This window comes from Microbispora sp. H11081 (assembly GCF_012999535.1).
Classification (GTDB): Bacteria; Actinomycetota; Actinomycetes; order Streptosporangiales; family Streptosporangiaceae; genus Microbispora.
This window is the reverse complement of record NZ_JABBWV010000002.1, coordinates 149,822-169,057: the sequence shown is the minus strand read 5'-3', so window position 1 is coordinate 169,057 and position 19,236 is coordinate 149,822. Positions and strand designations below refer to the sequence as shown.

The 19,236-nt window shown below is 72.9% G+C and carries 21 protein-coding genes; 7 read left to right on the top strand and 14 right to left on the bottom strand.

What is annotated here, in order from left to right; translation table 11 throughout:
• Positions 1-79: 79 nt before the first annotated feature.
• The 3 genes from HHX31_RS06000 to HHX31_RS05990 form a co-directional block, all read right to left on the bottom strand.
• Positions 80-1,840, bottom strand: a complete 1,761-nt coding sequence (locus HHX31_RS06000; protein ID WP_169945904.1) for a DUF4012 domain-containing protein — start codon at positions 1,838-1,840, stop codon at positions 80-82.
• The gene (locus HHX31_RS05995) at positions 1,830-2,519 is read right to left on the bottom strand and encodes a hypothetical protein (protein ID WP_169945902.1); all 690 of its coding nucleotides are present in this window, start codon (positions 2,517-2,519) and stop codon (positions 1,830-1,832) included. Before HHX31_RS05995 ends, HHX31_RS06000 begins: the two co-directional genes overlap by 11 nt.
• Positions 2,520-2,986: 467 nt before the next feature.
• Entirely contained in the window at positions 2,987-4,561 is a 1,575-nt protein-coding gene (locus tag HHX31_RS05990; RefSeq protein WP_169945900.1) for a hypothetical protein, read from the bottom strand.
• A gap of 292 nt (positions 4,562-4,853) precedes the next feature.
• Between HHX31_RS05990 and HHX31_RS05985 the strand changes: the two genes are divergently transcribed.
• Both HHX31_RS05985 and HHX31_RS05980 read left to right on the top strand, forming a co-directional pair.
• The gene (locus tag HHX31_RS05985; RefSeq protein WP_311931614.1) at positions 4,854-5,504 is read left to right on the top strand and encodes a class E sortase; all 651 of its coding nucleotides are present in this window, start codon (positions 4,854-4,856) and stop codon (positions 5,502-5,504) included.
• Between the two features lie 16 nt (positions 5,505-5,520).
• The gene (locus tag HHX31_RS05980; protein ID WP_169945898.1) at positions 5,521-5,661 is read left to right on the top strand and encodes a hypothetical protein; all 141 of its coding nucleotides are present in this window, start codon (positions 5,521-5,523) and stop codon (positions 5,659-5,661) included.
• A gap of 82 nt (positions 5,662-5,743) precedes the next feature.
• On the opposite strand, the gene mshC is transcribed toward HHX31_RS05980, so the two are convergent.
• The 6 genes from mshC to HHX31_RS05950 all read right to left on the bottom strand — a co-directional run bounded on the left by mshC (position 5,744) and on the right by HHX31_RS05950 (position 10,739).
• Complete coding sequence (mshC, locus tag HHX31_RS05975; protein ID WP_169945896.1) at positions 5,744-6,955, bottom strand: cysteine--1-D-myo-inosityl 2-amino-2-deoxy-alpha-D-glucopyranoside ligase; 1,212 nt, start codon at positions 6,953-6,955, stop codon at positions 5,744-5,746.
• 10 nt (positions 6,956-6,965) lie between these two features.
• Positions 6,966-7,730 (bottom strand): NRDE family protein, encoded by a 765-nt coding sequence (locus HHX31_RS05970; RefSeq protein ID WP_311931613.1) that lies wholly within the window; start codon positions 7,728-7,730, stop codon positions 6,966-6,968.
• 91 nt (positions 7,731-7,821) lie between these two features.
• The gene (locus HHX31_RS05965) at positions 7,822-8,583 is read right to left on the bottom strand and encodes an SCO1664 family protein (RefSeq protein ID WP_169945892.1); all 762 of its coding nucleotides are present in this window, start codon (positions 8,581-8,583) and stop codon (positions 7,822-7,824) included.
• A gap of 57 nt (positions 8,584-8,640) precedes the next feature.
• Positions 8,641-9,213 carry a DUF3090 domain-containing protein gene (locus HHX31_RS05960; protein WP_169945890.1) on the bottom strand — a complete coding sequence of 191 codons (573 nt, stop codon included), beginning with the start codon at positions 9,211-9,213 and terminating at the stop codon, positions 8,641-8,643.
• A gap of 9 nt (positions 9,214-9,222) precedes the next feature.
• Entirely contained in the window at positions 9,223-9,924 is a 702-nt protein-coding gene (locus HHX31_RS05955; RefSeq protein WP_169945888.1) for a histidine phosphatase family protein, read from the bottom strand.
• Positions 9,921-10,739 (bottom strand): undecaprenyl-diphosphate phosphatase, encoded by an 819-nt coding sequence (locus HHX31_RS05950; protein WP_169945886.1) that lies wholly within the window; start codon positions 10,737-10,739, stop codon positions 9,921-9,923. The genes HHX31_RS05955 and HHX31_RS05950 overlap by 4 nt, the downstream gene beginning before the upstream one ends.
• A gap of 35 nt (positions 10,740-10,774) precedes the next feature.
• Here HHX31_RS05950 and HHX31_RS05945 point away from each other — a divergent pair, with 35 nt between their 5' ends.
• Positions 10,775-11,713: an aldo/keto reductase gene (locus HHX31_RS05945; RefSeq protein ID WP_169945884.1), complete on the top strand. Its 939-nt coding sequence runs from the start codon at positions 10,775-10,777 to the stop codon at positions 11,711-11,713.
• A 151-nt stretch (positions 11,714-11,864) separates the two neighbouring features.
• Positions 11,865-12,854, top strand: coding sequence for a hypothetical protein (locus tag HHX31_RS05940; protein ID WP_169945882.1), 990 nt, complete (start codon positions 11,865-11,867; stop codon positions 12,852-12,854).
• Positions 12,855-12,892: 38 nt separating this feature from the next.
• Here the strand turns inward: HHX31_RS05940 and fabI are convergent, their stop codons facing one another.
• Together fabI and fabG are read right to left on the bottom strand one after the other, a co-directional pair.
• Complete coding sequence (fabI, locus tag HHX31_RS05935; RefSeq protein WP_169945880.1) at positions 12,893-13,657, bottom strand: enoyl-ACP reductase FabI; 765 nt, start codon at positions 13,655-13,657, stop codon at positions 12,893-12,895.
• 24 nt (positions 13,658-13,681) lie between these two features.
• Positions 13,682-14,386 carry a 3-oxoacyl-[acyl-carrier-protein] reductase gene (fabG, locus tag HHX31_RS05930; RefSeq protein WP_169945878.1) on the bottom strand — a complete coding sequence of 235 codons (705 nt, stop codon included), beginning with the start codon at positions 14,384-14,386 and terminating at the stop codon, positions 13,682-13,684.
• 76 nt (positions 14,387-14,462) lie between these two features.
• Here fabG and HHX31_RS05925 point away from each other — a divergent pair, with 76 nt between their 5' ends.
• Together HHX31_RS05925 and HHX31_RS05920 are read left to right on the top strand one after the other, a co-directional pair.
• Positions 14,463-15,956, top strand: coding sequence for a TldD/PmbA family protein (locus HHX31_RS05925; protein WP_169945876.1), 1,494 nt, complete (start codon positions 14,463-14,465; stop codon positions 15,954-15,956).
• Entirely contained in the window at positions 15,953-17,335 is a 1,383-nt protein-coding gene (locus HHX31_RS05920; RefSeq protein ID WP_311931612.1) for a metallopeptidase TldD-related protein, read from the top strand. Before HHX31_RS05925 ends, HHX31_RS05920 begins: the two co-directional genes overlap by 4 nt.
• Before the next feature lie 73 nt (positions 17,336-17,408).
• On the opposite strand, the gene HHX31_RS05915 is transcribed toward HHX31_RS05920, so the two are convergent.
• On the bottom strand, positions 17,409-17,621 hold the full coding sequence (locus HHX31_RS05915; RefSeq protein ID WP_169945874.1) for a dodecin: 213 nt from the start codon (positions 17,619-17,621) through the stop codon (positions 17,409-17,411).
• A gap of 85 nt (positions 17,622-17,706) precedes the next feature.
• On the opposite strand from HHX31_RS05915, the gene HHX31_RS05910 reads away from it, so the two are divergent.
• Positions 17,707-18,030, top strand: coding sequence for a DUF3099 domain-containing protein (locus HHX31_RS05910; RefSeq protein WP_311931611.1), 324 nt, complete (start codon positions 17,707-17,709; stop codon positions 18,028-18,030).
• Between the two features lie 310 nt (positions 18,031-18,340).
• On the opposite strand, the gene HHX31_RS34135 is transcribed toward HHX31_RS05910, so the two are convergent.
• Both HHX31_RS34135 and HHX31_RS34130 read right to left on the bottom strand, forming a co-directional pair.
• Positions 18,341-18,616, bottom strand: a complete 276-nt coding sequence (locus tag HHX31_RS34135) for a DUF6457 domain-containing protein (protein WP_311931610.1) — start codon at positions 18,614-18,616, stop codon at positions 18,341-18,343.
• 11 nt (positions 18,617-18,627) lie between these two features.
• Positions 18,628-19,236, bottom strand: a complete 609-nt coding sequence (locus HHX31_RS34130) for an NTP transferase domain-containing protein (RefSeq protein ID WP_311931609.1) — start codon at positions 19,234-19,236, stop codon at positions 18,628-18,630.

Sequence of the window (19,236 nt, the reverse complement as noted above, 5' to 3'; positions counted from 1 at the left end):
GACGCTAGGCCGCGCCCGGCGCGCCGCCGTCCGCGGCACGCCGGGTTTTACGGATCCTGTCGGTTCCCGCCGTCGCCCGTCAGGAGGAGCAGCCCCTGCTGTCGGCCGTGACCAGCGTGCGCTGCGGGCGGACGAGCGGCTGCGCGGGAACCACGGGCGCCGCCGCCGAGTAGGGCTCGACCAGGTCGACGTCCAGCGTCCTCGACTGGCCCGGCGCGAACTCCAGCACCTTGGAGATGACGGGATGGGACCGCTCGGTCTCCGCGTAGAACGACACGGGCCGCTCGTCGAGCCTGACCGCGGTCGCCTTCGCGCCGACCGAGGCGTACAGCGACACCCACAGCAGGTTGGAGCCGGCGGCGTGCGGGCGTCCCGGGTCGTCGAGCCGGGCGGTGACGTACGCAGGCAGCGGCCCGCGCGGCGCGTCGTTGGTCAGCCGGATCCGCACCCGGGAGCTGCGCTGCCCGTCCGGGCGGCACGGGCCGAGCTCGTAGGTGAGCGAGCGGTCCAGGTAGTAGTCGAGCTTGGTGCCGGCCGAGTTGTTGACCACGAGCCCGGCGTACGGCCCCCGCCGCTCGGGCAGCACCCCGCCGAGGGGGGTGGCCGCCAGGCGGCGCTGCTCGTCCTCGTCGCGGCTCCAGACGCGGAGCCGGTGCTCGCTCACCATGCGCGCGAACGCGGGCAGCAGCCGCGTGGGCCGGTCCAGCGCGCCGGTCAGCGCCTCGCTGACCGCGCCGGCGATCCCGACCAGATATCTCTTGCGCTCCGCCGGGTCGGGATAGCGGGCATAGGCCTGGCGCTCCGTCAGGTCGACGACGTTGCCCGCCGTCACCGTCTCCCCACCGGGGATCCGCACCGGCCCGATCGCGCCCAGGATGTGGGAGAGGCCGACCGGGTCGGTCGCGATCGCGCCGTCGAGGTCCTGGCCGGTCTGGCGGCGCCACAACCCGGTCCAGGTCTGCGCCGCGTAGGGGAAGTGCGGGGACAGGTTGGACACGGAAAGCGTCGTGGCCGCGCCCGGTCCGTACCTGGAGACGAACTGGCGGCCGAGGTCGGCGACGGGCTTCGCGCTCGCCGCCAGGCCGGTGTTGGCGGACAGCCGCGCGACCGACACCCTGCCGCGGTCGGCCTTCAGGACGCCGAACGCGCCGACGAGGCCGCCGGTGCCGCGGGACTCCGCGTTGGTCTCGAACGCCAGGAAGTAGCGGCGGGGACCGTCGCGGCCGAGCATGGGCGGCAGCAGCGCGGCGGCCTCCGCCCCCTGGCTCAGCATGCCGCGCAGCCGGATCGTCTCGCGGAGCACGGTGTCGCGTGCCCCGTCCAGGGCGGCCAGTCCCGTCGACGCGGGCGTGCCCGCGACTCGCGACCTCGCGGCCTCCACGCGGACGGCGCCGTCGCGCAGCACCGGCGCCATCGCGTCGAGCGCGGCGAGCACGCCGCGCAGGTCGCCGGGCGCCCGCGCGCTCGCGGACAGCAGCGGCGCGGTCGCGCGCTCCACCCTGGCCAGCACGTCGGTGACGTCCGCGACGGACGCCGCCAGGCCCCTGGCCGTCGCCGCGCCCTCGCCCACCACGGGAAGGCGCGTGAGCAGCCCCCAGTAGAGGCCGCCGGTCAGCCGCCGCGCCTCGGCCGCGTGCGTACGGGCGGCCGCGAGCGTCGTCACGGCGGAAGGCGTGCCGACGTCCCCCGCGCGCAGCCGGAGCAGCGCGTCCCTCGTCGCCTCGAGATGGTCGCGCACGCTCATCCCGAGATGTGCCGCCCAGCCCCCGGCCAGTATCAGGCCGAGGGCCAGCGACGGCAGGCCGACAACGGCCAGCCGGCGATTTCTGCTACTCGGCACCGCTGGACCGGCGACGGCGCGCGGACATCAACGTGCCACCCAGGGCGACGGCGAGCAGGCCCGCGCCCGCGGCCGCGACGCCCATCGGCGCGCCGGTGAACGGCAGCCCGGGACCACCGGCAGGACCGCCGGGACCGGCCGCGGTCGGTGCGTAACCGCCTCCGTCCGCCATCCCCTCCGGCCCCATGCCGTCCGGTGCCTCCTCCTCGTAGGTGTCCTCGTCCGGCTCCTCCCCCGGCTCCTCCCCTTCCTCGATGACGTCCTCGGCGGGCATCGCGGCGGTCGCGGCCTCCGGCGCCCCGTCGGCGTTCTGGAAGGCGTTCTGCACCGGGGCGACGCCCTCGTTGCCGCCCATGCCTCCGGGCGCGACGACGGGCTGCGTCGGCGTGTTGCTCGAGGTGTCGTTGTTCGTCCAGACGCCGGGGCCGTTGCCACCCCACATGGGGGAGTTGTACATCGGCCACCAGCCGTTGTTGTTGTTGCAGTTCTCACCCGTGCAGACGGGTTGCACCGTCTCCCCCGGATCGTTCTCGACGACCGGCGTCACGACCGGGGTCACCACGTTCTCCACGGTGACGGGCCTGGGCGGGTAGACGCCCTCGCCCGTCACCGTGAAGCCGACGGTCTGCGCCGCCGCGGCCCCGGGCATCCCGAGGGCCAGGCCGCCGGCGACCGTCACCGCCAGAAGAATGGGTACATTATTTTTTCGCGCCACTTTGGGTCTCCCGATAACGGCCGCTCAATTCATTGAGCGTTTGCCCCGGACTGCCAGCGATATTTCGCTGCTCGACTGTTATATGCGCCGAAAGTGGATCTGCTCCGATTCGGCGCACCGTCTTGCCGAAGGATCCATTCGGGCTTCCACTTCTTTGACCACGGTCCGTTGCCGCGGACCGGGGCCGCGGAAAGCCCGCACCCTGCCGGAGGAACCGCGGGCGATGAGCGGCTGGCGATGGACCGCTGGTGAACGCCGGCTGCCGGCCGGGCCGTGACGAACGCACGGCGACGCGGACCGCTCGCACCTTCGGGCACGCCATCGCGTGCCGCCCTCGGATGCCGCGGGCACCACGGGTCACCGAGCAGCCCCCGGCCCGCGATGAGGCCGGGGGACCGGCGACCGGCGAGCCGACGGTCCTTCTCCCTGGTTCAGCGAGCGCCCGCGGAACGGCGGCGCCGCGAGGGCAGCAGTCCGCAGCCGAAGGCGAGGGCGGCGGCCAGCAGGCCCGCGCCCGTCGCGGCGATCCCCGCCGGGGCGCCCGTGAACGGCAGCTGAGCGCCGCCGCCCGGGACCGCGGCCGGCGCGGGACCGCCACCGCCCATCGGGCCCATGGCCTCGGGACCCATGCCCATCGGCGCCTCGTCCTCGTAGAAGTCCTCGGGCTCCTCCTCGGACTCCTCCTCGTCGAAGACCTCCTCGGGCTCCTCCTCCGGCTCCGCCTCGACGACGTCTTCGGCGGGCATCATGGCGGCCGCGGCCTCCGGCGCCCCGTCGGCGTTCTGGAAGGCGTTCTGCACCGGGGCGACGCCCTCGTTACCGCCCATGCCGCCCATGCCGCCGGGAGCGACCATGGGCTGCGACGGCGTGTTGCTCGTGGAGTTGTTCGCCCAGACGCCGGGGCCGTTGTTGCCACTCACCATGGGGTAGTTCCACATCGGCCACCAGCCGTTGTTGTTGTTGCAGTTGTTCCCGGTGCAGGCGGGCTGAGCCACGACCGGCTCCTCCTGCTGCTGCTCCTGGACGACCGGCTCTACGACCGGGGTGGTGACGGCCGACTCCACGACCGGCTGCTCCACGACCCTGTCCACTTCCACGTCCGCGTCCGGCTTGTGCTTGGACTTACCGGTGGAGCGCTCCTCGTCGCGCACCGGCTCGTCCTCCCACCGGAGCTCCGACTCGGGCTCGCCACCCATCGCGGGGTTGACCACGGCGTCCACCACGGGCTTCAGCGCCTTGGCGATCGTCTTGGCCTCCACCACGGGCTCGGCCGCCGCCACCACCGGCTTCGCGGCAGCGGCCTTGATCTCAGGCGCGGCCTTGACCTCGGGCTTGGCCTCCACGGCGGGCTGGGCCTCCACCGCGGGCTTGGCCTCCACCGCGGGCTTGGCCGCGGCCTCCGCCACCGGCGTGGCGGCAGCGGCCTCGGGCTTGGCCTCGGGCTCGGCCGCCGGCATCACGGCGGCGATCTCGCCCTGGGTCTCCGGCTCTGCCTCCGCGGCCGGCTCTGCCTCCGCGGCCGGCTCTGCCGCAGCGGGCTCGGCAACGGGCTCGGCAGCGGGCTCGACGACCGCGGGCTCTGCAGCGGGCTCTGCCGCGGCCTCCTCCACCGGCTTCGCGGCAGCAGCGTCGGCCTCGGGCTTGACCTCGGGCTTGGCCTCCACCGCGGACTCAGCGGCGGGCTCAGCTGCGGTCTCTACTGCCGTGTCCGCCTCGGGCTTCGCCCCATCGGCAGCGGCCTCGGCCGCAGGCTTGGCCTCCAGCGTGACCGCCGCCGCGACCGTCACTCCCTGATCCGCACCGCTTCCGTCCTCGGAAACGCCGGAGCCGCAGGGCCCGGGGTCGCACTGATCGGGCTGCGCGACGTGCCGCTGCGCCGACGAGTGGGTTTGGGCATTGGCGATGCCGTTGACGCCGAGCGTCAGGCCGCCCGCGACCGTCACCGCCAGAAGAACGGGTACTGTATTTTTTCGCGCCACTTCGGACTCCCGATAAGGGCTGCTCATCTGAATGAGCATTTCTGAGTAACCAGCGATATTTCGCTGCTCGACCGTTATATGCGTCCGACATGGAGCCGCCTCATCCGGCGCACGCTGCTTACCGAAGGATCGGCCAGGTTTTCACTTCGTTGACCACTCCGCATCGCCGCAGGCTCGGCCCACCGTACGTCCCGTGAAAGGCGATTCCGGACGTGGACACGCGACGAGATCGTCATTCCCCTGTCCGGCCTGCCAAAGAATTCACCAACGCCCCTCGCGCGGAGGCCGCCGGGAGCCGGCCCGAGGCCATACTCGGTTCGTGCGCGGACAAGACGACGGAGCGGTGCGGGCGGTCACGCGGGTCATCGCGGAGCTGTGCCTGCCCGTGGGGCTGATCCTGCTGCTGTTCTACGCGTACCTGCTGTGGGGCACCGGCGCGGAGACGGAGCGCGAGCAGCAGGTGCTGCAGCACCGGCTCGGCGAGGTGTTCGACCGGCACGACAGGCACGCGGCTCCCGGCGAGGTCCGCCTCGGCGACGCGCTGGCGATGCTGCGCATCCCGCGGCTGGGCCCCGGCTACCGGTTCGCCGTCGTCGAGGGCGTCGGCCCGGCCGAGCTGCGCAAGGGCCCCGGCCACTACCCAGGCACGGCGCTGCCCGGCCAGCCGGGCAACTTCGTGCTGTCCGGTCACCGCACCACCTACGCCGCGCCGTTCAACCGCATCGACGAACTGCGCCGCGGCGACGAGATCGTGGTGGACGCGCGGGACGCCCGCTACACCTACGAGGTCACGCGCAAGGACGTCGTCGATCCCGGGGACATCGGCGTCATCGACCCCGTTCCCGGCCATCCCGGGCGGCGGCCGTCGACCGCGCTGATGACCATGACCACCTGCCATCCGGAGTTCTCCGCGGCGCAGCGCCTGGTCGTCCAGGGCGTGCTCGTCCGCCGCGAGGAACGCCACGGCTAACCGAGGGAGATCCGGCGTGTACCGATTCCTCTGGCGGCGGCTGCCCGGCGGCACCGCGCTCCGGCTGTCCGTCGTCCTGCTGCTGACCGGGGTCGCGATGGCCGCGCTGTGGTACGTCGTGTTCCCCTGGCTGGCCCCCCGGGTGCCGCTCGGTTGAGCGCACCGCCCACCATGACGCGGTAGCAAGGAACCCGGCGCCGCCACGCGGCGCGGCGGCGAGAGTCAGCGGCGGGCGAGAGTCAGAGTGCGACGCCGAGGAGCGCGTCGGCGACGTCGCGCACCAGCGCGGGGGCGGACGCGTCGTCGCCCTCGGCCGCCGCCCAGGCGTCGACCACCGCGAGCGCCGCCGGGGCGTCGAGGTCGCCGGCGAGGCGCTCGCGCACCGCCTCCAGCACCGGGCCGCCCGCCGGGCCCGCGGGACGCGCCACCGCCGCCCGCCACCGCGCCAGCCGCTCCTCCGCCGCGGCGAGCTGGTCCGGCGTCCACTGCCAGTCCGTGCGGTAGTGGTGCGCCAGCAGGGCCAGCCGTACGGCCATGGGGTCGGCAGTCTGCCGCAGCCGGGAGACGAACACGAGGTTGCCCTTGGACTTCGACATCTTCTCGCCGTCCAGGCCGACCATGCCCGCGTGGACGTACGCCCGCGCGAACGGCCACTCGCCGGTGGCCACGTGGCCCTCGCAGGCGCCCATCTCGTGGTGGGGGAAGATCAGGTCGGAGCCGCCGCCCGCGACGTCGAAGCCGCTGCCCAGGTTGCGCAGGGCGATGGCGGTGCACTCGACGTGCCAGCCGGGCCTGCCGCGGCCGAACGGCGACTCCCAGGACGGCTCGCCCGGCCGCTCCGCCCGCCACAGCAGCCAGTCGAGCGGGTGGCGCTTGCCCTCCCTGGCGGGGTCGCCCCCGCGCTCGCCGAACAGTTCCAGCATGGTCGTCTCCGAGTAGCCGGAGACGGCGCCGAACTTGGGCGCCGCGGCGACCGAGAAGTAGACGTCCCCGTCGATCTCGTAGGTGGCTCCCCGCTCCGCCAGCCGGGCCACGAGGTCGGCGATCTCCCCGATGGTCTCGGTGACCCCGACGTACTCGCGGGGCGGCAGGATGCGCAGCGCCTCCATGTCGGACCGGAACAGCTCGATCTCACGCTCGCCGAGGGAGCGCCAGTCGGTCCCGGTCGCCTCGGCCCGCTCCAGCAGCGGGTCGTCCACGTCGGTGGCGTTCTGGGTGTAGTGCACGTCGTGGCCGGCGTCCCGCCACACCCGGTTGACCAGGTCGAAGGCGAGGTAGGTGTTGGCGTGCCCGAGATGGGTGGCGTCGTAGGGCGTGATGCCGCACACGTACAGCCGGGCCTCGCCGGAAGGGGCCGTCTCCCGCACCTCACGGGCGGAGGTGTCGTACAGACTGAGCGGACGGCCCGGACCAGGCAATCTTGGGACATTCGGAGCAGACCACGATCGCATGGTGTGCAGCCTATCCGCGTGGCCGGCGTACCGGTTCAGCCGGTCTGCTCCACGAGGTGTCGATCTCGTGCCAGGTGTCGAGGTCGTCCGGCTGCGGGCAGAAGTCGTAGCGCAGCCCCTCCTGCGCGATGGCGACCAGCGTGACCGACAGGCTGGCGAAGACCCGGCCGTCCGGCAAGCGCCGCCGCATGACCAGCGCGCGGGGATCGTCCCAGGGCAGCCCGGCGCCCGACGCGGGGTCGAGCCACTCCCCCCAGAACCGTCCGGAAGAGCCACCCGTTCTCCATCGTGGCCGGGCGGCCTCGGCGAACCTGGGCCTGAACCAGGCGGTGCGCGGCGCGCTCTCGCCGCGGTCCCAGCCCGCGTTGACGATCATGTGCACGCCCTCGGTCAGCTTCTCCTCGGCCAGGCTCTCGCCGTCCCAGCTCCACAGCCGTACGCCGTCGAGCCCGCCGAGCACGAGATGAAAAGGGTCGTACCAGGACAGGTCGAGCGACGGGAGCTCCCCCGTGGCGGCGGCGAGAAGGGGCAGTTCGCCGCGCGAGTGGCGCCTGCCCTCCCGGGCCGGGGTGCCCTCGCCGTTGAGCAGCGCCGCCACTCTCCGCTCCGCGGGGTCGGCGGCCAGCCAGGTGCCGCCCGCCAGCAGATCGCGACCGCCGACCAGGCCGGGGTACGCGGGCCAGTGCCGGTCGGGCGACATCCACGGCCGCGTGACGAACTCGTCACGCACTCCCGCGAGCAGCACCGGCGTGCCGGACTCCGGCTCGACGCTCACGACGACCGTACACAATGCGCGTTCCCTCCAATATCGGTAGAGACCTCTGCAGAGTGCACAATCCACACGTTATGCGCAAGCCTTACCCTGATCAAATCGGGGGCCACGGGATCGCCGGCCAGTCCTCGGAGGGGTGCGGATGGATCCCGGTGGCCAGCAGCCTCTTGACGCGCTCCCAGGTCGCCTCCACCTCGGCCTGGGTCAGCAGCTCGCGCAGGCGCCGGCCGAGAGGGCCGCGCTCGATATCTCGCTCCAGCCGCACCAGCACGTTGACCGCCTCACGCGGGAGCGTTTTGCCGCGCCACTGCCACAGCACGGTGCGCAGCTTGTCCTCCACCGCGAAGCAGACCCCGTGGTCGACCCCGTACACGTGCCCGTCGGGCAGCGGCAGCAGGTGGCCGCCCTTGCGGTCGGCGTTGTTCACCACCGCGTCGAAGACGGCCATGCGGCGAAGCGCGGGGTTGCGGCTGCGCATGAGGGCCATCAGGTCGACCTCGCCGTCGGCGTCGATCCACAGCTGCACCATCCCCGGGCCGAAGGGGCCCTCCCGGTAGACGGTCGGCGGCACGATGCGCCATCCGGTGGCCGCCGCCACCTCGTAGGCGGCCACCTCGCGGGCCGCCAGGGTGCCGTCGGGGAAGTCCCACAGAGGCCGCTCCCCGCGCACCGGTTTGTACACGCACGCCGCCGCGTGCTCACCGTCGCTGATCGAGCAGTAGAGCGTCATGTTCGTGGCCTCGACGAGTCGTCCCGCCACTTCTAAGGTGCCATCCCGCAGCAGCCGCATCGCCGCCGCGTCGTCCAGCCCCGCTCCGTCCACGTCGCCGATGCTCGCCTCGTCCTCCGCCGTCATCCGCTCGCCCGCCCGCGCGGCGTGCCGCCACCCTTCCGCCCGCTCACACCGTGCCCCTCATGCCGAGAACACCCCGGGATGATGACCGTTGAGGCGGACGCAGATGTGCCCCTCGGGATCGAGCGGCCTGCCGCACAGCGGGCACGGCGGGCGGCCCGCGGCCACCACGTCGAGCGCCCGGCGGCTGAACGCGCGGGCGGCGGCGGCGCTGATCCGCACCCTGAGCACGGCGGGCTCGGGCCGGCCGTCGTCCAGCGGCGGCTCGTCCTCCTCCTCGTCGTCCTCCGTGGCCTCCTGCGCCTCGATGATCACCTGCGCCGTTTCCGGATCCCAGGCGAGCGCCATCGTCCCCACGCGGAAGTCCTCGTCGATCGGCAGGTCGAGGGGGCCCTCGTCGGCCAGTTCCGCGGGGGCCATGGCCGGGACGGGCGCGCGTCCCCCGCTTCGCCGCAGCACCTCGTCGAGCAGCTCGTCGAGACGGTCGGCCAGCACGGCGACCTGGAACTTCTCGAGCGCCACCGTGGTGATCCTGCCCTGGCCGCGTGCCTGCAGGAAGAAGGCTCGTGCGCCCGGTTGCCCCACGGCACCGGCCACGAACCTGTCAGGCGGATCGTAGTCGAAGACCGGCATAGCCCGACCTTATGTGGTCCCGGCTCCGCCGCCGACGGCGGCGTCGCTTCCGGTGCTTGTTTCTCCCCCGTTCCCGCCCTCCGACACCTCCGGCGGCGGCAACAGGTTGGCGATCCCGCCGCCCACGTCGTTGGCCCTGAGCAGGAAGGGACGCAGGGGGGTGTAGCGGATCACCGTGACGGAGGCGGGGTCGGCCGTCACCCGCTGGAACTGGTCCAGATGGAGGCCGAGCGCGTCGGCCACGATCGCCTTGATCACGTCGCCGTGGCTGCAGACCACGTAGGTGGCCTTCTCGCCGAGCCGCTCGTTCCAGTCGCGCACGGCCCGCACGGCCCTGTTCTGCACCTCGGCCATGGCCTCGCCGCCGGGGAACACCGCCGCGCTCGGATGTGCCTGCACGACCCGCCACAGCGGCTCCTCGGCCAGCTCCTTCAGCGGCCGGCCGGTCCACTCGCCGTAGCCGCACTCACCGAACCTGTCGTCGGTCTGCACCGACAGAGGGCGGCCCTGCGCGATGGCGGCGGCGGTCTCCACGCACCGCTCCAGCGGGCTGGACACGATGGCGTCGAGCTCCAGGGGCGCGAGCCGCCCGGCCACCGCGCTCGCCTGCTCCCTGCCGCGCTCGTCGAGATGGACGCCCGGGGTCCAGCCGGCCAGCACCGGGCCGGTCATCGCGGTGAGGCCGTGCCGTACGAACAATACGGTCGTCATGACTGCACCACTCCGAGGGACAGCAGCGTGAGGAGGAACGTTCCGGCGAACACCCGGTAGACGACGAAGACGATGGTCGAGTGGCGCGCGACGTAACGCAGCAGCCAGGCGATGGAGGCGTACCCGACGACGAACGACACGAGGGTCGCGACCACGGTGGCCGCCACCGGCGGGCCGCCGCCGTCGCCGACGTGCCGCAGCTCGAACAGCCCCGACAGGATCACCGCCGGGATCGACAGCAGGAAGGAGTAGCGGGCGGCCGCCTCGCGCGTGTACCCGAGGAACATGGCGCCGGTCATCGTGGAGCCCGAGCGGGACGCGCCGGGGATCAGCGGCAGCATCTGCCACGCGCCGATGATCAGGCCGTCGCGCATGGTGAGGTCGGCGACCTCCTTCTTCTTGCGGCCCATCTGGTCGGCCGCGAGCAGCAGCAGGCCGAAGACGATGAGCATGGCCGCGTTCAGCCACAGGTTGCGGGCCGGGCCCTCGATCGCGTCCTTGAACAGCAGTCCCGCGACGCCGATCGGGATCGTGCCCAGGCCGATGTACCACCCCATGCGCGCGTCGAGGTCGCCCCGCAGCTCCGGCGTCCACAGGCTGCGCAGCCAGGTCCAGGAGATGCGGACGATGTCCCGCCAGAAGTAGATGAGCACCGCGAGCATGGTGCCGAGCTGGATCACCGCGGTGAACGCGGCGCCGGGATCGCCCCATCCGGCCAGCTTGGGCACGATCAGCAGGTGGGCCGAGCTGGAGATTGGCAGGAACTCGGTGAGCCCCTGCACGAGCCCGAGCACGATCGCCTGTAGTACGTCCATGGTGCGGACAGCCTATCGGCTAGTCTGTCCGAACCATGGATCAGCGACTAGTCGGGCGCAGCGGCCTGTCGGTGTCCAGGATCGGGCTCGGCACGATGACCTGGGCCAGGGACACCTCCGCCGAGGAGGCGACGGCGCAGCTCACCGCCTTCGCCGAGGCGGGCGGCACGCTGATCGACACCGCGGACGTGTACGGCGGCGGCGACGCCGAGCGCCTGATCGGCCGGCTCGTCCGCGACGTGGTGCCCCGCGCGGAGCTGGTGATCGCCACCAAGGCGGTGCTCACCCCCGGCGGGGAGCGGGACGCCTCCCGCCGCCATCTCATCCAGGCGCTGGACGCCTCCCTGGGCCGGCTCGGGCTGGACGAGGTCGACCTGTGGCAGCTCCACGCGTTCGACCCCCGGGTGCCGCTGGAGGAGACGCTCGCCGCCGTCGACTTCGCCGTCTCCACCGGCCGTACGGCCTACGCGGGCGTGTGCAACTACGCCGGCTGGCAGCTCGCGGCCGCCGCCACCCGGCAGCGGTGCGGCGACTCGCGGGCCCCGATCGTCGCGGCGCAGGCGGAGTACTCCCTGCTGGCCAGGGACGCCGAGGAGGAACTGCTCCCGGCCGCGGCGCACGTCGGCGCCGGGGTCCTCGCCTGGTCGCCGCTGGGACGCGGCGTGCTGACCGGCAAGTACCGCACCGGGATCCCGGCCGACTCCCGCGCCGCCACCCCGCACCTCGCCGAGTTCGTCCGGCCCTACCTGGACGAGCGGTGCCGCAGCATCGTGGAGTCGGTGACCACGGCGGCGGAGGGTCTCGGCGTGTCGCCGCTCGCGGTGGCGCTCGCCTGGGTGCGCGACCGCCCGGGCGTGTCGTCGGCGATCGTCGGCGCGCGCACCCACGCCCAGCTCCTCGGCGTGTTACAGGCCGAGAAGCTGACACTGCCATGGGAGATCCGCGAGGCTCTGGACGACGTCTCCGACCCGTGAGCGCCGCGGCGCCGCGCGCCGGGCGAACGAGAATCGTCCTCACGTATCACACATCGATACCGAACTGCAACTTTCTGCTGCATAACCCCGCGCTCTGGCGAAGAGTGGCGGGTATGTCGGGGGATGAACCAGAGACTGCGGAAGGGGACACATGGGGATCGTAGGCAAGGCCTGCGCGATCTCCGGCGGGGCTCTCGCGATCGCACTGGCCGGAGTCCCTCTCGGCGCATCCCCGGCCCAGGCGCTCGACTGCACGGGAGGCGACGGGCTGCTCTCGGGCATCACCGGCGGCGTCTGCTCCCTGGTCGGCGGCGTGGGCCAGGTGACGGACGGCGTGACCGACGTCGCGGACAAGGCCACCGGCGGACTGACGGAGCCGGTCACCAAGGTCGTGGACGACACGCTGGAGACGACCACGGGGGCCGCGGGCACCGCGGTCCACGACGTCGGCAAGACGGTCGACAAGGCCGGGCAGACGCTGACCGGAGGCGTGGACACCGCGGTCGGCGCGGCGAGCGGAGCCGCGGGCACGGCGACGGAGGCGGTCACGGGCAAGCCGGCCGTCACGCAGAGCCCCGTCCCGAGCGTGCGGAAGCTCACCGACGGGCTCACCCGCGCCGTCCAGGGCACCTGCCTGCCACTGGTCGCGGGCGAGAAGTGCGCGTCCCAGGTACAGCGCGAGAGCGGCGAGGACAAGGACAAGGCGGGCGACGCACCCGCGGCCGGCAAGAAGCCGGCCAGGAAGACGTCAATGACACCCGACGGCGCCCTTCGGCGGGAGCCGTACCGGCCGCGTCTCGTCTCGGCGCGGGAGGACGCGCCGCAGCCGCGCCACCGGTCCACGGTGGACCCAGACGAGGACGGCCTGATCCCCCTCCTGTGGCCCGGGCAGAAGCTGCCGGAACTGCGCGAGCTACGAGAGTGGCGCAACGGCTCCGGGGCGGCGCACACGCGCGCCTCCCGGTCCAGCGACGCGGCGGGGACGGCCCTCACCGCCGCGCTGCTGCTGTCCGCGCTGCTCGCCACCCGCGTGGTCTCGGCGCGGCGGGCGCGCGGCGGGCAGCAGGAGCCGCGCGAGTCGATCCCGCTCGAGGGCGGCCTGCGGCTGCCCGGCAGGTCGGGGCGGCACCGGCTCGCCTGAACACCGGCCGGTCCGGATGCCGCCCGCGACGGGCGCCGTCAGGCGCCCATCGCGTGCACGCCGCCGTCGACGTGCACGATCTCACCGGTGGTGGCGGGGAACCAGTCCGACAGCAACGCGACGCACGCCTTCGCGGCGGGCGCGGTGTCGGTCAGGTCCCAGCCGAGCGGCGCGCGCTCCGGCCACGACTCCTCGAACTCCTGGAACCCGGGGATGCTCTTGGCCGCCATCGTGCGCAGCGGACCCGCGGCGACGAGGTTGACCCGGATGCCGTGCTTGCCGAGGTCCCTGGCGAGGTAGCGCGAGCAGGACTCGAGCCCGGCCTTCGCCACGCCCATCCAGTCGTACACGGGCCACGCCTTGCTCGCGTCGAAGTCGAGCCCGACGACCGAGCCGCCCTCCTTCATCAGCGGCAGGCAGGCGACGGCGAGCGACTTGAACGAGAACGTCGAGACGTGCACCGCCGTCGCGACGTCCTCCCACGAGGTGTTGAGGAAGTTGCCGCCAAGGCACGACTGCGGGGCGAACCCGATCGAGTGGACGACTCCGTCAAGCCCGTCGACATGCGCGCCGACACGGTCGGCGAGGGTGTCGAGGTGGTCGGTGTCCTGCACGTCGAGCTCGACCACCGGCGGCGGCTCGGGCAGCCGCTTGGCGATCCGCTCGACCAGGCTGAGGCGGCCGTAGCCGGTCAGCACGACGCTGGCGCCCTCCTCCTGGGCGAGCTTCGCGACGTTGAAGGCGATCGACGAATCGGTGAGGACGCCGGTGACCAGCAGTCGCTTCCCGTCCAGCAAACCCATGTCCAGCTCCAGTCTGTCGTCCGCTCAGTGGCCCATGCCGAGGCCGCCGTCGACGGGGATGACCGCCCCGGTGATGTAGGAGGCGTCGTCGCTCGCCAGGAACCTGACGACCCTGGCGACCTCCTCCGCCTGCGCCTGCCGCCCCAGCGGGATGCTCTTGCGGATCTGCTCCTGCTGCGCCTCGTCGAGCACCGCGGTCATGTCGGTCTCCACGAATCCCGGCGCGACCACGTTGACCGTGATGCCGCGCGAGCCGAGCTCGCGGGCCAGCGACCGGCCGAAGCCGACCAGGCCCGCCTTGGAGGCGGCGTAGTTGGTCTGGCCCGCCGAGCCGGACAGGCCGACGACGGAGGAGATCAGGATGATGCGCCCGCGCCGCAGCCGCAGCATCGGCCGTACGGCCCGCTTGGCGACGCGGTACGCGCCGGTCAGGTTCGTGTCGATGACGTCGGTGAAGGTCTCCTCCTTCATCATCGGCAGCAGCGTGTCCTTGGTGATCCCCGCGTTGGCGATGACCACCTCCACCGGACCATGCTCGGCCTCGGCCTTCTCGAACGCCTGGTCGACGTCGGCGGAGCTCGTCACATCGCAGCGAACCCCGAACAACCCCTCCGGCGGCTCGCCGGAACGGTAGGTGATGGCGACGGCGTCCCCCGCGGCGGACAGCTCACGGGCGATGGCGAGACCGATGCCGCGGTTTCCGCCGGTGACGAGTACAGAGCGAACCATGCGACCGACGGTATCGGCTACTTGGGGGTAGCCACTTGTCCGCTGGGCACAAGATCACAGGGTTAGGATCGTGGACATGCGCCAGATCGACCCCGACTTCCTCGCCCTGCCGCTGCGGCGGCTGGCGGACGCGGCCCTGCAGCGCGCCCGTGACCTGGGAGCCGAGCACGCCTCCTTCCGGCTCGAACGCGTGCGCGCCGAGACGCTGCGCCTGTTCGACGCCCGGCTCGAAGGCTCATCGGACGCCGACGACCTCGGCTTCGCCGTACGAGTCATCAAGGACGGCACCTGGGGCTTCGCGTCGGGGATCGAGCTGACCCCGGAGGCGGCGGCCAGGGCGGCGGAGGAGGCCGTGCGGGTGGCGGCGGTCAGCGCGCCCATCAACCGCGAGCCGGTGGAGCTCGCCCCCGAGCCGGTGTACGACGACGTGACCTGGGTGTCGTCCTACGAGGTGGACCCCTTCGAGGTGCCCCTGCCGGACAAGGCGGCGCTGCTCGCCGAGTGGTCGTCCGGCCTGCTCGGCAGGGTCGACCACGTCTCGGCCTCGCTCATGCAGGTCAAGGAGCAGAAGTTCTACGCCGACACGGCCGGCACGGTGACCACGCAGCAGCGGGTGCGGCTGCACCCCGTGCTGACGGCGATGCGGGCCGACGGCGACCGGTTCGACGACATGCGCACGCTCGCACCGCCGGCCGGCCGCGGGTACGAGTACCTCACCGGCACCGGCTGGGACTTCCCCGCCGAGATCGCCGAGATCCCCGACCTGCTCGACGAGAAGCTCAAGGCGCCCTCGGTCGAGGCCGGGCAGTACGACCTCGTGATCGACCCGTCGAACCTGTGGCTCACGATCCACGAGTCGATCGGCCACGCGACCGAGCTGGACCGGGCGCTCGGCTACGAGGCGGCGTACGCCGGCACCTCGTTCGCCACCTTCGACCAGCTCGGCAGCCTGCGCTACGGCTCTCCCGTGATGAACGTCACGGGCGACCGCACGGTCGAGCACGGCCTGGCCACCGTCGGCTGGGACGACGAGGGCGTGGCGGGCCAGTCGTTCGACATCGTCCGCGAGGGCATGCTGGCCGGCTACCAGCTCGACCGGCGGATGGCGCTGCTCAAGGGGCTCGGCCGGTCGAACGGCTGCGCGTTCGCCGACTCCCCCGGGCACGTCCCGATGCAGCGGATGGCCAACGTGTCGCTCCAGCCGGCCGCGGACGGCCCCTCCACCGACGAGCTCGTCTCCCGGATCGAACGGGGGATCTACGTCGTCGGCGACAAGAGCTGGTCGATCGACATGCAGCGCTACAACTTCCAGTTTACGGCGCAGCGATTTTACAAGATCGAGAACGGCCGGCTGGCCGGACAGCTGCGCGACGTGGCCTACCAGGCGACCACCACCGACTTCTGGCGCTCGATGGAGGCCGTCGGCGGGCCGCAGACGTACGTGCTCGGCGGTGCCTTCAACTGCGGCAAGGGCCAGCCCGGCCAGGTGGCGCCGGTCAGCCACGGCGCCCCCGCCGCGCTGTTCCGCGGCGTACGGATCCTCAACACCGTCCAGGAGGGTGGCAAGTGAGCGACGGGGTTATCACACCGCAGGAGACGGTGGAGCGGGCGCTCGCGCTGAGCGAGGCCGACGGCTGCGTCGTGATCGCGGACGAGGGCTCGACCGCCAACCTGCGCTTCGCCGGCAACACGCTGACCACCAACGGGGTCGCGCGCTCGTCCCGGCTCACCGTGATCTCCGTCGTGGGCGCCGGTGTGGGGGTCGTCTCGCGCTCCGCCGTACGCGCCGACCAGCTCGCCGACGTGGTGGCCGCGGCCGACCGCGCCGCGCGGGAGGCCCGGCCGTCGGAGGACGCCAGGCCGCTGGTGGAGGGCGCCGTGGGCGAGAGCTGGGCGCGCCCGGTGGAGCCCACCTCGATCGACGTGTTCCGGGACTTCGCCCCCGCGCTCGGCGAGGCGTTCGCCGCCGCCGACGCCTCGGGCCGCAGGCTGTACGGCTTCGCCGAGCACATCGTGACCTCGACGTTCGTCGGGTCGTCCACCGGCCTGCGGCTGCGCCACGACCAGCCGACCGGACGGCTCGAACTGAACGCCAAGTCGGCCGACCTGTCGAGCTCCGCGTGGACGGGCGTGGCCACCCGCGACTTCTCCGACGTGGACGTGGCCGCCCTGGACGAGACGCTCGCCCGGCGCCTCACCTGGGGCAAGCGGCGGATCAGCCTGGAGCCCGGCCGCTACGAGACGCTCCTGCCCGCGACCGCGGTGTCCGACCTGCTGATCTACCTGTACTGGTCGGCGGGCGCGCGGGACGCCGCCGACGGCCGCACGGTGTTCTCACGGCCCGGCGGCGGCACCCGGGTGGGCGAGCGGCTCTCGCCGCTGCCGATCTCGCTCCACAGCGACCCGGCGCGGCCCGGCGTCGAGTGCCCGCCGTTCGTCGTCGCCCACTCCTCCAGCCGGGACCAGTCGGTCTTCGACAACGGCCTCCCCCTGGCCCGCACCGAGTGGGTCAGCGACGGCACCCTGGCCAATCTCGTCCAGACCCGGCACTCGGCCGAGCTGACCGGCCTCGCCGCCACCCCGCAGATCGACAACCTGATCATGACGGGGCCCGAGGGCGGCCGCTCGCTGGAGGAGATGATCGCCTCGACCGAGCGGGGCCTGCTGCTGACCTGCCTGTGGTACATCAGGGAGGTCGACCCGCAGTCGCTGCTCCTGACCGGGCTGACCAGGGACGGCGTCTACCTCGTCGAGAACGGCGAGGTCGTGGGCGAGGTCAACAACTTCCGGTTCAACGAGTCGCCGGTCGACCTGCTCGGCCGCCTCACCGAGGTGGGGGCGAGCGAGCAGACGCTGCCGCGCGAGTGGAACGACTGGTTCACCCGCGCCGTCATGCCGCCGGTCCGCGTGCCCGACTTCAACATGTCGACGGTCAGCCAGGCCAGCTAGGCCGAGTGGCCCGCCGCGCGGAGCGGGGGCGACGGCGCGTCGCCGGCGCTCCGCGCGTGCTCGCGTCGCCCGGTCAGGCGTCCTCGAGGCGGAAGCCCACCTTCATGCCGACCTGGAAGTGCGCCACCTCGCCGTCCACGATGTGACCGCGCACCTCGGTGACCTCGAACCAGTCAAGATGCCGCAGCGTCTGGGCGGCCCGCCTGACGCCGTTGCGGATGGCCTGGTCGACGCTCTCGGCCGAGGTGCCCACTATCTCGGTCACCCGGTAGGTGCGATCCGACATCACGTCCTCCTGCCCTGTGCCTGTCGCGTGATCGTATCGCCGTGCGGGCGTCACCCCGCTCACCCCGGGGTCTACCGTGGAAACCGTGAATCCATGGCGCTGGTTGAGGAAAGACCGCCCGGTCGTTCACCAGGTGACGGACGCCCAGCCGTCACTGCGAGACGACATGCGCAAACGGGAGATCAGTTACCTCGTCAAGATGGGCATCCGGCTCGTCTGCCTGATCCTGGCGGTGGCGGTGCCCGCCCCCTGGCCCGTGAAGGGCCTGTTCGTCGCGGGCGCAGTTCTTTTGCCGTATCTTGCCGTGATCGGGGCCAATCAGCGAGGTCACGAGCCTCCTCCACCCGCAGGCTTTACCTCACCTGACCAAAACGAGATACCACGCCATCGACGCGAGATCGGGTCGTGACAAAGTCTTGACGCAACCCATGGGTTAGAGGTGTACAGTTTAGCCAAGCGCTCTGGTCCCCCGTCGGAGCGCTGGTGCCGGCGTTCCGGGCCCCCGTCGGAACGCCGATGAAGCGACGCCGGGTGGTTTGCCCCCGTAACCACCCGGCGTCGCCCCTTTTCCGACGACTTCTCACGGACCTCACGGACCGGCCGTCGCGGTCGTCTCCCGGGAGACGGCCCTTCCGCCGAGCGGTCCCCGGCGCCCGCCCTTCCCCTCCTGCGGCGCGCCGGGGCCGTGGCAGCCCCGGTCCGGAGCCCGGTCCAGAGCGTCAGGAGCCGGGGGTCTCAGAAGCCGGAGCCTCGGGAGACGCGGTCGTCTCCGCCCAGTCCTTCGCCATCCGCGACAACCGCTCCACCGCGTCCGGCGGCGCGGTGCCGGCCCCCTGCGCCAGCCCCAGCAGATAGGCGGTCAGCGGCGCGGCCGGTCGGGCGACGCCGTGCGCCACGTCCCTGGTCAGGTCGAGCACCGCCGTCCTGTCCACGCGGGCGGGGTCGACGCCCAGTTCGCGGCAGACCAGCGCCGTCCATTCCTCCAGCACGTTCACGCGCACTCCCTTCAGCCCATGTCCGCGGCCCGTTCGCGGGCCGCGCGGAGATCGTCGGCGGTGTCGCAATCGAACCACGGCGGGGTCTCGCCTGGCGCCACCGGCGGGCGTACGAGCGCCGGCGCCAGCGGGCCGAGCAGGCCGCGCAGCGACCGCCCCCGGTACGCGCCGAGCGCCTCCCGCAGCGCCGCCGTCCGCCACGCCCCGGTGAGCCACTGCTCGCGGCCTCCGTCGTCCACGAGCACCGCGCCCGCGCCGCCCTCGGGCACGGCCCCGAGGAGCGCCCCGGCGTGGCCGGCGGTGAGGAACGGCAGGTCGGCGGCGAGCAGGACGACCAGTGGAGCGGTCACCTCGGCGAGACCGGCGCGCAGCGCCGGCACGGGACCGCCGCCCGGCGGGTCCTCGCGGGTGAACACCACTCCCGGCAGGTCCCTCGGCGGGCCCACCACGACGACGGCGCGGGCGCCGCGGACCGCCGCCGCCACGCGCTCGACCAGGGGAAGCCCGCCGACGAGCGCGCCCGGCTTGTCCGCGCCGCCGAGCCGCTCGGCCCGGCCGCCCGCAAGGATCAGGGCGTCGTACGCCGCCGCGCCGGTTCGGGTTCCGGGGAGTGGGCGCAC

Excerpts from the sequence above, each read along its gene's own strand:
- HHX31_RS05990 (WP_169945900.1), bottom strand. The coding sequence starts at position 4,561 with ATGAGCAGCCCTTATCGGGAGTCCGAAGTGGCGCGAAAAAATACAGTA.
- mshC (WP_169945896.1), bottom strand. The coding sequence starts at position 6,955 with ATGCGATCGTGGTCTGCTCCGAATGTCCCAAGATTGCCTGGTCCGGGC.
- HHX31_RS05965 (WP_169945892.1), bottom strand. The coding sequence starts at position 8,583 with ATGACGGCGGAGGACGAGGCGAGCATCGGCGACGTGGACGGAGCGGGG.
- HHX31_RS05960 (WP_169945890.1), bottom strand. The coding sequence starts at position 9,213 with ATGCCGGTCTTCGACTACGATCCGCCTGACAGGTTCGTGGCCGGTGCC.
- HHX31_RS05955 (WP_169945888.1), bottom strand. The coding sequence starts at position 9,924 with ATGACGACCGTATTGTTCGTACGGCACGGCCTCACCGCGATGACCGGC.
- HHX31_RS05950 (WP_169945886.1), bottom strand. The coding sequence starts at position 10,739 with ATGGACGTACTACAGGCGATCGTGCTCGGGCTCGTGCAGGGGCTCACC.
- HHX31_RS05945 (WP_169945884.1), top strand. The coding sequence starts at position 10,775 with ATGGATCAGCGACTAGTCGGGCGCAGCGGCCTGTCGGTGTCCAGGATC.
- HHX31_RS05940 (WP_169945882.1), top strand. The coding sequence starts at position 11,865 with ATGGGGATCGTAGGCAAGGCCTGCGCGATCTCCGGCGGGGCTCTCGCG.
- fabI (WP_169945880.1), bottom strand. The coding sequence starts at position 13,657 with ATGGGTTTGCTGGACGGGAAGCGACTGCTGGTCACCGGCGTCCTCACC.
- fabG (WP_169945878.1), bottom strand. The coding sequence starts at position 14,386 with ATGGTTCGCTCTGTACTCGTCACCGGCGGAAACCGCGGCATCGGTCTC.
- HHX31_RS05925 (WP_169945876.1), top strand. The coding sequence starts at position 14,463 with ATGCGCCAGATCGACCCCGACTTCCTCGCCCTGCCGCTGCGGCGGCTG.
- HHX31_RS05915 (WP_169945874.1), bottom strand. The coding sequence starts at position 17,621 with ATGTCGGATCGCACCTACCGGGTGACCGAGATAGTGGGCACCTCGGCC.